Source organism: Fontibacillus phaseoli (assembly GCF_003337355.1).
Classification (GTDB): Bacteria; Bacillota; Bacilli; order Paenibacillales; family Paenibacillaceae; genus Fontibacillus; species Fontibacillus phaseoli.
The window spans coordinates 25,819-40,128 of the sequence record NZ_QPJW01000016.1 but is presented as its reverse complement, the minus strand read 5'-3'; the positions used below and the strand labels follow the sequence as shown (position 1 = coordinate 40,128).

The 14,310-nt window shown below is 53.0% G+C and carries 11 protein-coding genes; all 11 read right to left on the bottom strand.

The genetic code is table 11. The features are described 5' to 3' along the window. Window positions 1-24 precede the first annotated feature (24 nt). The gene (locus tag DFP94_RS23015) at window positions 25-1,017 is read right to left on the bottom strand and encodes a 2-oxoacid:acceptor oxidoreductase family protein (protein WP_114498819.1); all 993 of its coding nucleotides are present in this window, start codon (window positions 1,015-1,017) and stop codon (window positions 25-27) included. Window positions 1,018-1,062: 45 nt separating this feature from the next. Next, window positions 1,063-2,139, bottom strand: coding sequence for a [FeFe] hydrogenase H-cluster radical SAM maturase HydE (gene hydE / locus DFP94_RS23010; RefSeq protein ID WP_114498818.1), 1,077 nt, complete (start codon window positions 2,137-2,139; stop codon window positions 1,063-1,065). Between the two features lie 1,094 nt (window positions 2,140-3,233). Continuing rightward, on the bottom strand, window positions 3,234-3,641 hold the full coding sequence (locus DFP94_RS25795) for a hypothetical protein (protein ID WP_220270933.1): 408 nt from the start codon (window positions 3,639-3,641) through the stop codon (window positions 3,234-3,236). 150 nt (window positions 3,642-3,791) lie between these two features. Then, window positions 3,792-4,073 (bottom strand): RNA-binding S4 domain-containing protein, encoded by a 282-nt coding sequence (locus tag DFP94_RS23000; RefSeq protein ID WP_114498817.1) that lies wholly within the window; start codon window positions 4,071-4,073, stop codon window positions 3,792-3,794. Continuing rightward, window positions 4,073-4,345: an HU family DNA-binding protein gene (locus DFP94_RS22995; RefSeq protein WP_044482598.1), complete on the bottom strand. Its 273-nt coding sequence runs from the start codon at window positions 4,343-4,345 to the stop codon at window positions 4,073-4,075. The genes DFP94_RS23000 and DFP94_RS22995 overlap by 1 nt, the downstream gene beginning before the upstream one ends. A 178-nt stretch (window positions 4,346-4,523) precedes the next feature. Further along, window positions 4,524-6,026: a bifunctional methyltransferase/pyrophosphohydrolase YabN gene (gene yabN / locus DFP94_RS22990; protein WP_114498816.1), complete on the bottom strand. Its 1,503-nt coding sequence runs from the start codon at window positions 6,024-6,026 to the stop codon at window positions 4,524-4,526. A gap of 189 nt (window positions 6,027-6,215) precedes the next feature. Continuing rightward, complete coding sequence (locus DFP94_RS22985; protein WP_114498815.1) at window positions 6,216-7,937, bottom strand: putative polysaccharide biosynthesis protein; 1,722 nt, start codon at window positions 7,935-7,937, stop codon at window positions 6,216-6,218. A gap of 183 nt (window positions 7,938-8,120) precedes the next feature. After that, a complete protein-coding gene (gene spoVT / locus DFP94_RS22980) occupies window positions 8,121-8,663 on the bottom strand; it encodes a stage V sporulation protein T (RefSeq protein ID WP_114498814.1) in 543 nt (180 codons plus the stop codon). Window positions 8,664-9,062: 399 nt separating this feature from the next. Then, the gene (locus DFP94_RS22975; RefSeq protein WP_114498813.1) at window positions 9,063-10,199 is read right to left on the bottom strand and encodes a peptidylprolyl isomerase; all 1,137 of its coding nucleotides are present in this window, start codon (window positions 10,197-10,199) and stop codon (window positions 9,063-9,065) included. Continuing rightward, window positions 10,186-13,710: a transcription-repair coupling factor gene (gene mfd / locus DFP94_RS22970; protein WP_114498812.1), complete on the bottom strand. Its 3,525-nt coding sequence runs from the start codon at window positions 13,708-13,710 to the stop codon at window positions 10,186-10,188. Before mfd ends, DFP94_RS22975 begins: the two co-directional genes overlap by 14 nt. Before the next feature lie 299 nt (window positions 13,711-14,009). Continuing rightward, on the bottom strand, window positions 14,010-14,240 hold the full coding sequence (fin, locus tag DFP94_RS22965) for an anti-sigma-F factor Fin (RefSeq protein ID WP_114498811.1): 231 nt from the start codon (window positions 14,238-14,240) through the stop codon (window positions 14,010-14,012). Window positions 14,241-14,310: the final 70 nt, after the last annotated feature.

Below are 14,310 nucleotides of genomic sequence, written 5' to 3'. Positions count from 1 at the left end.
AAAAGTCCTCCTTACGCTTTAGCTTTAATTAAAAACATGCGCTACACGATTGCTGTCGGCGTATCCGGCCTCTTCCCGGAGGGGAGCCAGCGACCCGGTCGGGCACACTTCCACACATTTCAAGCAGCCTTTGCAATATTGATAATCGATTCCCTGCAAAAACATCTGCCTTCTCCCGCACTTATCCTCCGCGGATTCCCATACGAAGCATAGATCGGGACAGGCTGCATCGCAGTTGGCGCAATGAATGCAGGATTCCAGATTCAACTCGGGCACATATCCCTGACGGGAGCCGCTTAAATCTTTAAGCAGACTGTTTCCTTGTGTCCGGATAATTCCGCCCAGTTCCTGCGTTTCATAACCAAGCTGAGGTTGTTGCCGCAAAAAGGATACCGCAGCCGCTTCGGCGGGAGATTCCACCGTTTCAAACTGCACCTCGTCATAACCCCGGTCGAAAGTCCGCAAATTGGGCTCGACGAGCTGCGGGTATTTTTTTTCAAAGGTACGCCGGATAACATCCCGCATGGAATCGCGATCCAAGAAATCGCAGATCCGGAACAAGGCTCCCAGCATCGAGGTATTCACCCTGGTTCGCTCCTCCAAGGCGATGCCCAAGGCATCGACCATGGCCAGCGTTCCATGGGGATAGTTCAGATCGCTGCGGATCTCCTCAAAGCTGCGGGTTGAGTTGACCAGGACGACTCCGCCGGGCTTCAACCCGCTCAGCACCTGCACGGTCGTGTGCAGCGCTTCATGAAATACGCCGATGACATCCGGCTGTTCGATCGGACTGTGGTCGCGGATCTCCATGTCGGGACCGCAAAACCGGATAAAGCTTTTAACCGGGGATCCTTTCTTTTCCGAGCCATATGATGAAAAGCCGGCTCCATTCAGGCCGAGCCCCAGCACCCCGGATTCGGCCAGCATTTTCCCGGCCAGATTTGCGCCCAGCCCGCCGATGGATTCCAGCCGGATTTCGAAAAATCCCGGCTGATTACTTTTGGTCCATTTGCTCATTCGCCATTTCTCCTCTGTATAGGGTTTTGTGTTTTATTTCACAGATTATTGTGCTGATTGTGAAGCCGTAAGCCGCTTCACCTGGAATGATTTCAGGCTATCCCCCCTCCCCATATCCACGGAAAAGCCGGCCGCATGAATCCGCAGCTCCAGGCAATGCCTGCAAGCCGCCGACTCGTCGCCGGTACAGATCTTGTTGTTATACAGGGCATATTTTGTGCGGACTGCAATAGGTGACAAGTTCGGCATCACGATGTTGGCTCCAGCCTTCAGAGCCTTCTCCCGCCCCTCTGAATCCAGCGAACCCAAGGCGGTCGTTGCGGGAATGAGCGCATCCGGCACCATCAAGCGCGCCAGGGCGACCATTGCCAATGTATCCTCAATCGTACCGGCCGCCGCCCCGCTTAAAGGAGTTCGGGAATGCGGAATAAACGGGCCAATACCGATCATGTCCGGGTGTAAAGCTTGCAAATACAGCAAATCATCCGCTAAATCATCCGCGGTCTGCCCCGGCAAACCAACCATGAAGCCGGCTCCCACCTGGTATCCGATTTCCTGGAGCACCTTGAGGCATCTCCGCCGATTGTCAAAAGACATCGAAGGATGAAGAGTTTGGTAGAGTTTTGGGGAAGCGGTTTCATGTCGCAATAAAAACCGGTCCGCCCCCGCTTCGTACAATCTTTGGTACGTCCGATCCTCCCGCTCGCCGATCGATAAAGTCAGCGCCGTATCGGGAAACTCGGCCTTAATCTCCTGAATGAGATTTACCAAAATCTCCTCCGTATACCAAGGATCCTCGCCGCTTTGGAGCACAAATGTCCGATATCCCAGGCCGTACCCTTCCCGGCAGCAATCAAGGATTTCCGGAGGCTTCAGCCGATACCTCTCCGCCGACCTGTTGCTGGCCCGCAGCCCGCAATAAAGGCAGTCCCGCCTGCAATAGCTCGAGAATTCAATCAGACCGCGCAAAAAAACCTTGTCTCCATACTTTTCGCGCCGTTTCCGGTCGGCCAGGCCATACAGCTCTTTACGCACCCCTGCATCAAGACGGGCCAGTAAATAGACGATTTCATCCCTGGACAACCCCCCGCGGGAATAGAGCTTGTGGATTAACTGTCTCATCAGCAATCATCCTCTTGAACAAGGAATAAACGGAATGCGAAAAACTCTGAATGGTGTGGAATGCAGTTATGCAGATCAGAAAGCAAAGCCGTGAAATACAGTTGTAAAACATGGTTGTGGAAAGGAGTGTTAACACCGTTCCGAAAACAGGGCAAAAAACTAGAGCTTAACCATACAAAAACTACGGCACGAATAATTGCGTGAACCTAAAGCAAAAACAACAGTAAAAACAAAAGTACATAACATAGTAGCGGCAAACTAAAGCAAAGAAGCAGCAAGACAATACCCAAGTGGATCCATGATACAAAAAAATCGCAGCAAGAAATCGATAGAACTCGGTATTCTCGTTAACTCCGCAAACTCTTGTCGGTGAACGAAGTATTCAGTGAACTCAACAACCGGTAAGTCCGGCGAACTCAGTAAACCAGTAACTTGACAATTTGATACCCTGGCAACTCAATGAACTCAGTAAATTCAGTAAACTTGATGAATTAATCAATCAAACGTTTGTGAAAAAATTCACTAAATTGTGCAAGCAAATAACAACTAGGGCGGATAGTGCGGCATAGGGGCAACATTAATTAAGAAGTGTGTGATACGAATGCTGATTATTGAAAAATCAGATCAGAGGTGTGTTGGTGCGACTGCAGAATGCAATCTTTAGATTGAGGTGTTTTCTAGGAGCAGTTTGTTAACCGAGAAGCTCCAGGTAGGAAGAATCTTGCTGCATGGTTGAAAGTACAGGCAGTACTTTTTAACAGCAAAGGAGGTTAGTTAATTAATATATTATCATCTTTCAATAATTTGGGTAGGGGTATTTTTGACTCCCCCCGCAAAAAACGGTATTCTCCGCAAGATTAGGGGTATAAATCATCGTCTTCTGCCTTGACCATCGGGTTCAAAATCCCGGATATAACCGGCCCTCCTTGGACCTGATCCTACCGGATGGGAGTACATCTAACTCTAACGGACACAGGAGCCGTTAAAGTGACCGATTCAGGCACTTTTGGCCGCTAACGGACACAGGGGACGTTATTCTTCGAAAAAGAACCCAAATATGACGCTTTAGGCCTGATTAAGGTCTCTGGTGTCCGTTAGATTTTAAAAACACCGTTTTCTAGACAAATAAGGTCCCTCGTGTCCGTTAGCGAGGCGGCAGAGTTATGCGGGCGTTGGGGTGTTAGGGTGTTGAGCGTGTTGGGCATGTTGAGCATGTTAGGCATGTTGAGCATGTTGAGCATGTTGAGCGTGTTGGGCATGTTGAGCATGTTGAGCGTGTTGAGCATGTTGGGCATGTTGAGCGTGTTGGGCATGTTGGGCATGTTGAGCATGTTGAGCATGTTGAGCGTGTTGAGCATGTTGGGCGTGTTGGGCGTGTTGGGCGTGTTGGGCGTGTTGGGCGTGTTGGGCGTGTTGGGCATGTTGGGCGTGTTGGGCGTGTTGGGCGTGTTGGGCGTGTTGGGCGTGTTGGGCGTGTTGGGCGTGTTGGGCGTGTTGGGCATGTTGGGCGTGTTGGGGCGATGGAGGGTCGCGTTTAGGGGTGGGATACGTTGTTTCCGATTCTACGTTCTCGATGATCCCCCATTTAGGTAACCTGTGCACAATAGAAAGCACGCCCCGTTTCAACAACGGAGCGTGCTTCATCTCACGCCTTAGTTCCAGTCTAAACCGGAGTCTTTGGCGATCGGTTCTTCCTTGACCAAGGTATACAGGGTGGCAGCCTCTTCCTTGCGAGTCGTCTCCGCAAGGCGTTCGACGCGAACCGTCACCAGCTTTTGGCCGAATTGAACGGTAATTTCGTCGCCCACCTTAACGGTGCTGCTCGGTTTGGATTCGCGCCCGTTGATCAGAACTCTCCCTTGTTCGGAGACGTCCTTCGCCACCGTGCGCCGCTTAATCAACCGGGACACCTTCAGGAATTTATCAAGACGCATTATTTTACGGCTTCTTTAAGTTTGTTGCCCGCTTTGAAAGCTGGAACGTTGGATGCAGGAATTTCGATCGTTTTGCCGGTTTGCGGGTTGCGGCCGGTACGACCGGAACGTTTGCGAGTTTCGAACGTGCCGAAGCCGATCAATTGTACTTTGTCGCCGCCAGCAAGAGCATCGGTGATTTCGCCGAGGACGCCGTTCAATACGGTTTCAACGTCTTTTTTAGTCAAACCGCTTTTGCTGGAAATGTTGTTGATAAGATCTGTTTTGTTCATTAATAATGCCTCCCAATAATAAAAGAAATAGATGGACTAACGGCTTCAGCCCATATGGCTGTAAGCCGCATGGATATCTTTGTATGAATAATTCTGTCTTAAAACCCAAATTCCTGCCCCGAGATCAACTTTTTTTTGCTTTTTCGCAAAAAAAACCGTTTTTTAGTGAAAATTCGAGTTATCTGGATTCCCTTTCGAGGCTTTTGGCTTCATCCCAGAGCGCGTCCATCTCGGTAAGATCGCTGTCTCCCGGTGTTTTTCCGGCTTCGCGAAGCTTCTCTTCCACATACCCGAAGCGTCTGACAAATTTCGCGATTGTCAAGGATAACGCCTCCTCGGGATCGACTCCGATGTAGCGGCCGGCATTCACGATCGAGAACAGCACGTCGCCCAGTTCCAACGCCTGATCCTCCGCCGGGTGACCTGAAGTCACGGCTTCTTTGAATTCGGCCAGTTCCTCCTCGATCTTTGCCCAGACGCCGTCGATAGAATCCCAGTCAAAGCCTACCTTCGCCGCCTTCTTCTGGAGCTTGTAGGCCTTCATCAGCGCAGGCAAATCCCGAGGTACCCCACTCAAGGCGGAAAGTTTCTCCGGTTCTATTCCTTTACGACGCTTCTCCTCCGCTTTCATTGCTTCCCAGTTCTGGAGCGCAGCCTCGGCATCCTCGGCGCTCAGATTGCCGAATACATGAGGATGACGGTACAGCAGCTTCTCATTAAGCTCCTGGATCACGTCGTATGCGGTAAACATGCCGGTCTCCTCTTCCATTTGCGAATGCAGCATAATTTGCAGCAGGAGGTCACCCAGCTCTTCCCGCATGTGCTCCGGATCGTCATCATCGATCGTCTCCAGCACCTCATAAGTTTCCTCGATGAGATTTTTGCGGAGTGACTCATGAGTCTGTTCACGATCCCAAGGGCACCCTTCCGGACTGCGGAGAATCGTCACGATCTCATGCAGCCGCTCAAAACTGCGAATGCGCAGGCTTTCGTCGCGGCTGGCCGGTACGTAGACGAGCGACAAATTACCGTAACCCTGGACGCGGTCCAGTTCGTAAAGCGGAATGCGCAGCACCTGCTCCTCCCCGGATACCCCAAGGGCATGTCCGACAACGACGGGGTAATCGTCCGGGTAGGTCTCCATCAGGCTCAGTTTCACGTCCGAGGCGGTGAATTCGTCGTAGACCTGCCCGATCAGCGTATGCCTCCGGGGATCGATCTCTCCCTGGGACAATTCAGACGAGTCCAGCAGTTGAAATCCCTCGATCGGATCAAAGCCAAGCCGGACAAAAGCTTCATCCAGGAAGCTCTCGCCCCCGGTGATGCGTAAGTCAATTCCCTCTTTCGGACAACGTTCGCGCAGCAGCTTTACGGTTGCCTCCGCAACCATCGGATGGCCGGGTACGGCATAGAGTACCGCTTTTTCTCCCGAAGACGGCTTTGCGGCGGAAATCAACCGCTCCACAATCTCCTTGTAGACCGAAGGAAAATCATCTTTGGACTCGTATACCTCATCAAACGAGGTAAAAGTCACCCCGCTTTCCTCCAGCCAGGCCACCACCGGATGGTCCTTGGTGCGCACGTATCGCTCCTGCGCTTCCTGAAGCAATTTCAAGCTTCCCAGCGTCAGACGGTCGGGATCGCCCGAACCCAGTCCAACAACGGTGATCACTGCTCCCATTCGAAGTCACGCTCCTGTCTCGTTACCGGCAAAATAGAACAATCCATTCCTTACTATACCACTTCCCGCGCCAATGACAAAAATGTTCCCGCTTTTCGGCGTCCCGCAAAACGGGGATCCGATCAGCGGCGGCGAATAGGCACTAGGCGCCGGCGGTAAGCTAGGGCGCTTGGCCGTAATCGCCGCGTGCTAGCGCAGCAGCCGCAGCTTCTGAAGCAGGCGCAGCAGCTTCGGGCCGACCCGCGGCAGAGCGGCAAGCTCCGCCGCGCTGACCAGGCGCGCCCGCAGCGCGGCGGCCGCAAACACGGCTGCGCCGAGCGCTACGCCGAGCAGGCTCTCCGCCAGGGCCGCCAGACGGCCCGGCGGCAGCACGGCGGCTGCGGCAAGGCGCAGCAGCAACACGGCGGCCGCCATCGCCAGGGCGGCCGCAGCGGGGCGCAGCAGCGCGTCCCGCAGGCGCGGGCGCAGCCCCGCGCGCCGGAGCAGCAGCGCCAAGTTCAGCGCTGCGGCGGCGGTGTAAGCGGCGATGCCGGCGATCGCCGCGCCGGTGATGCCGAGCTGCGGCACAAGCAGCACGTTCAGCGCCGCCTTGAGCACAGCCGCTGCCAGAAGGTGCACCGCGGGTGCGCGCACGGCGCCAAGCCCCTGCAGCAGCGCGGCGGTGATCGTCACCATCGCTCCGGGCGCGGCCGTCCAGGCTACCCAGGCGAACGTGCCCGTCCCGATACCGTCTTCGTACAGCATTACGTTAATGGGCCCTGCAAGCAACGCCAATCCTGCCGACGAGGCCAGGCCGATGAGCCAGAACCAACGCAGAGCAAAACCGGTTTGGCGCGAAATGCCTTCCCGATTGCCGCGTAAATTCATTTCCGCCAGGAGCGGAATGAACAATACCGACAAAGAAGAGGCAAGCATCGTTACGAGTTGGACAAGCGGTATGCCCCGGTTATATACGCCCACTTCCGTCATAACGCGGAGCCCGTCCATCGTCGAAGACAACAACCTCGGCAGCGTGAAAGTATCGACCAGGCTAAGCAGCGGAATAGCCAGCGAAGCCAGGCAAATAGGAATTGCGTATCGCAGCATTTCCTTGAGGAGCCCGGCGCCTAGGCGCGAGCCTCCTGCCAAATTATGCACAGCATCCGCGCCGGGCTTGTCAGCCTTCAGCCCAGCTTCCGCAGCCGGTTCATCGCCAGGACGGAGGTCGGCCGGTATGCCCGCCTCCCGATGGCCGTGTCCCGCCGTCCGCCGCTTCTCCTGTTTGCGATGGCTTCTCCAGTACAGCAGCATGACCGCCAGACCCGCAGCACCTCCGGTTGCCGAGCCCGCGAGCGCTCCGCCCGCAATCACCGCTTCCGTTCCCCCGGTTCCCGTCAAATAAAACAGCAACGCGATCATTACCGCTACGCGGACCCCCTGCTCCGTCACTTGGGAGACCGCAGTCGGTATCATATTTTGCAGCCCTTGGAAATATCCCCGCAAGGACGCGCTAAGCGGAATAAACAGCAAAGCCGGTGCCGCGCTACGCAAAGCGGGGATCAGATGGCTATTGCCAATCCATGCCGCAAGCTGCGGAGCTCCGAAGTACATGAGGACGCATCCGATGATTCCCAGCACGGCCATCACTATTGACGCCATCTGCAGTACAGCCCGTTTGCCGCGTTCCTCCCCCATAGCCTGCTGTTCGGCCACAAACTTGGATACCACGGTCGGAAAACCTGCCGTGGCCAGCGTGATCACTATCGTATAAAAGGGATAAACGGTATTATAAATTCCAAAAACGCCGTCCCCGCCGATATTTTGCAGCGGAATTTTTTGCAGCGTCCCCAGCAGCTTGCTTACGATAGCAGCGAGGCTAAGGACGGCCGCTCCCTTAAGCAGTCCTGATGCTGCATTTTTATTGTCTTTCATAGTTTACCTACTTTGCGAATTCATATTGGTCCTGCATTCAGGTTCCATTATATGATGAAACCCGTCGCCCCCGCCATGCCGCCGCAAAATCCGCTAAACCAAGCAAAAAAACACTCCCTGCCCTGGACGGCTCTGCCGCCCCACTGCGCCGGGAGTGTGCTTGTCAAATCAAGTTTACTGCTGTTATTGCTCCATCTGTTTGCCTAAAAAACCGGCGGCGGTTTCCGCCATTTTAGACTCGAGCTCCGACATTTTTACGGATTCATCCTTATTCAACAGAACCACAGCACCGATCGGGTCCCCACCCGAGATGATCGGAGCGATTACGAAGGAAGAGATTGTCTCGGAATGATCCTTAATAACCTCATACATACCCGTATTCGACTCCAGTATAATTTTACGGTTGTCCATGCTGGTTTCCAAGAGTGCGCTGATCTGCTTGTCCAAGTATTCCTTTTTCGATGCACCCGCAATCGCAATAAGCGTGTCACGGTCAGAGATCAAAGTAATATGGCCTGTGCTCTCGAAAAGCGATTCCGCATATTCCTTGGCAAAATCGCCCAGCTCCCCGATCGGGGAATATTTTTTCAGAATAACCTCGCCGTCGCGGTCCACAAAAATCTCAAGCGGATCCCCTTCACGGATCCGTAGTGTCCGTCTGATCTCCTTCGGAATGACCACCCGGCCCAAATCATCAATACGGCGTACAATTCCAGTAGCTTTCATATCACATGTTGCCCCGCTTTCTAAAGAAGTATTGAACTACTGTCAGTTGGATATTCATTTACCCTTCGGTATGTTAATACACCGCTACCGGTAAAAAAGTTGCGCGGCCTTCGTTTTTTCCTGATTAACCGGCGGCTTATTTTGTATACAATGGAGGGATTCGGCTCTTGTGATTCTGACCATAGTATTCATCCCTTCCCAGCAGCTTATTCATTCAATTTATCCAGTTCTGCACATCAGATTTCACGAAATGAATGCGTACAAAATAACCCCACGAGCGTGGGGCTTCTATCGGGTCCATCAGGCTGTTTTGCGCGCGTATCGGAAATTCGGATCAGCAAAACAGCGCGGATCGCTCCGCGCTGCTACTGCAAATCCGAATGAAACAGGTTACCCCGTTTATTTGCTGTTGCCGGTACTGCTGTTTGTGCCAGAACCGTTCTCGGAAGTTCCGGCATCACCGCCCGGATCCGTTCCGCTCTTATCGGCATCCCCGCTTGTCCCGGAATTGGTCGAGCCGGGATTCGTCGTTCCGCCTTCCTCTTCCTTCTGCTCAACCTTGGGCAAGTCGATCTTCTTGATAATTTTCTTCTCCAGATCGCCCGCCATGAACTCGTCCAGCTTTTGAGAAGCGGCCGACATTTTGATCAGGTCCTTCTCCTCTTGCGTCAGATCTTCGAATTTCTTCTCGGTCCGTTTCTCCACGCGCATGATGTGGTATCCAAACGTAGTTTCCACGGGTTCGCTAATCGTATTGAGCGGCAGAGTCATCGCTTTTTCCTTAAACTCGGTAACCCAGTTGCTTACAGGGGTGTCCGCGTACAGCCCGCCGTTATCGATGTTGGTTTGTCCGTCGGAAGAATACTCCTTTACCAGTGCCGCGAAGTCCTCGCCTTTATCCAATTTAGCTTTAACTTCATTGGCCAACTTCAGCGCGTCCTCTTTGCTGCGTTCTTTGCCTTCCTTGTCGGTTAACCCGATCAGGATATGGCGAACCGAGGCGGTGATGTAATCCTCTTTGGTCGCTTCAAATTCTTTCTTCACGTCATCGTCGCTGATTTTAGCTTTTTCGCTTTCCATGACGGTATAAATCCGAACCATGTAATTTTTGAATTCCTTCTCGGAAATTTTTTGTCCGTCCAGCAAACTTTTGAATGCTTCCTCGCCCATCGATTCCTTCATCGCGGCGAATTGTTCCTCGGCCTTTTTCTTGCCCTCTTCTTTCATCTTGTCGTCGGCCTTGGCTTCCAGATATTCATATGCAATCTCTTGTTTGATCAGATAGTCGCGAAAATCGTCCATTTGCATGAACTGTTCAACGTTTGGCTGAAGCGCAAGCACGATCCGCTGTTCCCGGTCGAATTCGTTCTCCGTAATTTCGCCGCCTTCATAGGTTGCAACTACTTTGCTCTTGTCTTCGCCGCCAGAAGCATTCTTATCCTCTTTCTTGCCGCAACCCGCCATAATGGAAAAAGCCATTACTGCAACGAGGGCAATGAGCAGCGTCTTCCAAGAACGCCCTTTACTTCGAAACATCTTGTAGTTCCCCTTTCGCTTTGAACGAGTCCTTCAGGGCTCCCAGGAACTGCTCCAATAAGCCCATCATTTCTTTATCGTCCATTCCCTTGGTTTTGATCCGGATCAGCATAACCGACCCCTGATTAAATTGTACACGTCTTCCAAACAGATTTCCAACTTCCGCAATCTTGGCCGGGAGAACATCCCGTTCCCGTCCGTCATAAAACTTCACGGTCACTTCCTCCCCGCGCAAAGCGATGGATTCGATGCCATATTGTTTGCCATACAGCTTCACCCGGGCAACCGATAACAGATTTTGAACGGCTTCCGGCAGTTCTCCGAACCGATCCAGCAGCTCGTCCTCCAGTTCGGCGACATCCTCGAAGGTAGCGGCGGAAGCTGTCTTTTTGTAGATCTCAATCTTCTGAATACTATCATAAATGTAATCCGACGGTAAATAGGCGTCGATGCCAAGGTCGATCGTGGTGTTCCATTTCGACTCGTCCGGCACGGTCTCACCGAGCATGGTCACCTTGCGCTTCTGAATTTCTTCGGCCAGCATCTGCGAATACAGATCAAAACCGACGGAAGCAATAAACCCGTGCTGCTCCGCCCCGAGCAGATTCCCGGCCCCGCGGATGGACAAATCGCGCATCGCGATTTTAAAGCCCGATCCGAGCTCGGTGAACTCCTTAATCGACTGAAGGCGCTTCTCGGCTACCTCCGTAAGCGACTTGTCGCGCTGGTACGTAAAATAGGCGTAGGCGATCCGGTTGGACCGACCGACACGACCCCGCAGCTGATAGAGCTGGGAAAGCCCCATTTTGTCCGCATCGTGCACAATTAAGGTATTGACGTTCGGAATATCCACGCCCGTCTCGATGATGCTGGTGCTGACGAGCACATCGTATTCCCCGTCAAGGAAATCAAGGATCGTCTTTTCCAGTTCCTGCTCCGACATTTGTCCATGGCCGATGCCGACTCTGGCATCGGGGACGAGCATTGAAATTTGCGCGGCCATCTCTTGAATCCCTTGTACGCGGTTATACAGATAGTATATCTGCCCGCCGCGCGCCATTTCCCGTTCCACGGCTTCCCGCACGAGCGCCTGGCTGTGTTCCACCACGTAGGTCTGCACAGGGAAGCGGTTCTCCGGCGGCGTTTCGATGACGGACAAGTCTCTGACGCCAAGCATGGACATATGCAGCGTCCGAGGAATCGGTGTCGCCGTCAAGGTCAGCACGTCCACATTCGTTTTCAGCTTCTTCAGCTTCTCCTTATGAGTTACGCCAAAACGCTGTTCCTCATCCACGATCAATAGGCCGAGATCTTTAAACACGAGATCCTGCGACAACAGGCGATGAGTACCGATCACAATATCCACCGTCCCCTGGCGCACGCCCTTGATCGTTTCGTTCTGCTCCTTGCGGCTGCGGAACCGGCTCAGCGTCTGGATATTGATCGGATACCCGGCAAAGCGTTCGCGGAACGTCTCATAGTGCTGCTGGGCCAAAATCGTCGTAGGAACCAGAACGGCAACCTGCTTGCCCTCAATGGCCGACTTGAACGCGGCTCGAATCGCCACTTCGGTTTTGCCGTAGCCGACATCGCCGCAGAGCAGCCGATCCATCGGCTGGGACTGCTCCATGTTTTTTTTGATTTCTTCGATAGCGCGAAGTTGGTCCCGGGTTTCTTCATAAGGGAACATCGCTTCGAATTCCTGTTGTTCCGGCGTGTCCTTCTCGAACGCATAGCCAGCCGAAGCCTGACGGTCCGCATACAGCTTGATGAGATCATCCGCAATGTCCTGTACGGAGGTTCGCACCTTATTTTTAACCCGGGTCCATTCATTGCCCCCGAGCTTATAAATCTTCGGCTCTTTTTCTTCCGAACCGACGTATTTCTGGATCATATCGATCTGTTCGATCGGGACGGACAATTTATCGCCACCGGCATACAGGATATGCATATAATCCTTGTGAATGCCTCCGACTTCCAGCGTACCTATACCTAAATATTTTCCGATCCCATGGTTCTGATGAACGACATAATCGCCCACTTTCAGCTCGGTGTAGCTCTTGATCCGCTCCGCATTGTCCATGCTTTTGCCGACCTTGCGCGCTTTCCGCTGTTTCTGGGAGAACATTTCGCCTTCGGTAATTACGACGAGATGAACGGAAGGAAGCTCAAAACCCGACTGCAGATTGCCCTGCAGAAGCGTCGGCTCATCGATCCCGTAATCCTGGAGTACCCGGCGCATCCGGTCCATCCGCTCTTCCGTGCTGGCCAGCATGATTACATGGGCCCCGCTTTTTTTCCACCGTTCCATTTCCGCCTTCAGCACATTCATTTGTCCGTGGAAATCCTGCATTGCCCGGCTGACGAAATTTAAAATGTTTTGTGGCTGCGTATGCGGAACCTGACGCAAAAACAGCGACAAGAACAGCGTCTGGAACGGACGGTGATACAGCACCCGATCACCTTCCAGCGCCAGCGGAAGCTCCGGCAGGCTCTTACCGTTCTGGAACAGATGCAGATTCCACTCGGACTCATCCCGCTCCAATTGACGCGATGTCTCCAACAGGCGGGCGGGCTCGTCGAGAACGAGCAGCGTATCTTTAGGCATATAGTCGTACAACGTTTTATTTTCTGGATAGATCAAAGAAATATATTTATAGATTTCCGGAAAATAGACATGTTCCCGCAACAGCTCTATTTCCCTTGAAACCTCTTCGCGCAATTTGTTCTTCGCCTGACGATCCGTCATTTTTTCAAGCTGCTGTTCCAGCTTTTCCGCCGCAGCCTGGGCCGCTTGCTCCAACCGGTCCCGGGTAGCGATCATCTCTTTGCAAGGCGTCACTAACACCTGCTTGATCTGATCCACGGAACGCTGGTCGGCAGGGTCGAAGGTGCGGATAGAGTCCACTTCATCGTCAAAAAGCTCTACCCGGTAAGCCAGCGCCGAGGTTAGCGGATAAAAATCGATAATGCCTCCGCGGATGCTCATCTCCCCCCGGGATTCCACGCGCTCTACCCTTTCGTAACCGAGCTCGATCATCCGGGTCAGGAAGTTCTCCAGTTGAAGCGTGCCTCCCAATTCAATCGTTAATCCGGCGCTGGCCATCGCTTCAGGCGTCGGGATAAACCGGCGCACGCCCGAATAAGGCACCACCACAACTCCCCGGAATTCCTGGGAACATTGCAGAAGCACCTCAATCCGCTGAGCAAGCGTCTCGGGACTTGAGACGGCCGCTTCGGCAGCGACCAGTTCGTTTGCAGGATACAGTAGCACTTGTTCCGCTGACAGCGCTTCCTGCAAATCTTCGAATATTTTTTGCGCGGAGAACATGTTATGAGTAACGACCAGTAAAGGCCGCTTGGTCTCCTGATACAGCGCTGCGAGCGCCACCTGCCGGGAAGACCCCGATAAACCGGAAATCAATTGCTCCCTCATTCCGGCGTCTACCCCCGCAATCATGGAGGTAAAATCTGAATCCCGGGAGAATGCTTGTATGAGTGCTTGTAACAAATGAGGCACCTCTCTTATTTCTTATTGCGAATTTCCTGCAAATCTAAATCATCATATTATCAACCTGCGGGGCCGGTTCCATTTTTCGTAACCTTCGGGTGCCGCATTTTGCCGCCCCGGCGACGTTCTATCGTGATGTATACGTAAACAGCTATTATTTCTTCCCTTATCCGCAAGCTATGAGCCTAGTATCACCGTCTGCTGCAAGCAGCGGAGATCAACCAAAAAGGAGCCTCAGCAACCGTGCCAAGGCTCTGTATCCCGTTATCCGGGGATATCGTCGTCGTTTCCGCTGCAGATCATTGCAGGGGATTCGTAAGCAACGTCAGCTCAGGGTTATGCTCCAGAGCCTCCCTACAGTAATCGCAAGTCACTTTGACCGTAGTCTCGCCGTTCGAATCATACGCTATTATATCCTGCCGCTCCTCGGGGGTCAAGAAATGGAAGCCTAGTTGGGCTTCGGATACATAAGGGTCTTCTATCCTACCAATAGGCGTGCGGCAATGCCGGCAAACGTAATTTATTGCCATCTATATGCCTCCTGAAGATTCATTATAACCTTCAGTATGTCCAGCTTCCTCTTCTTTTAGCCAGGCTGGT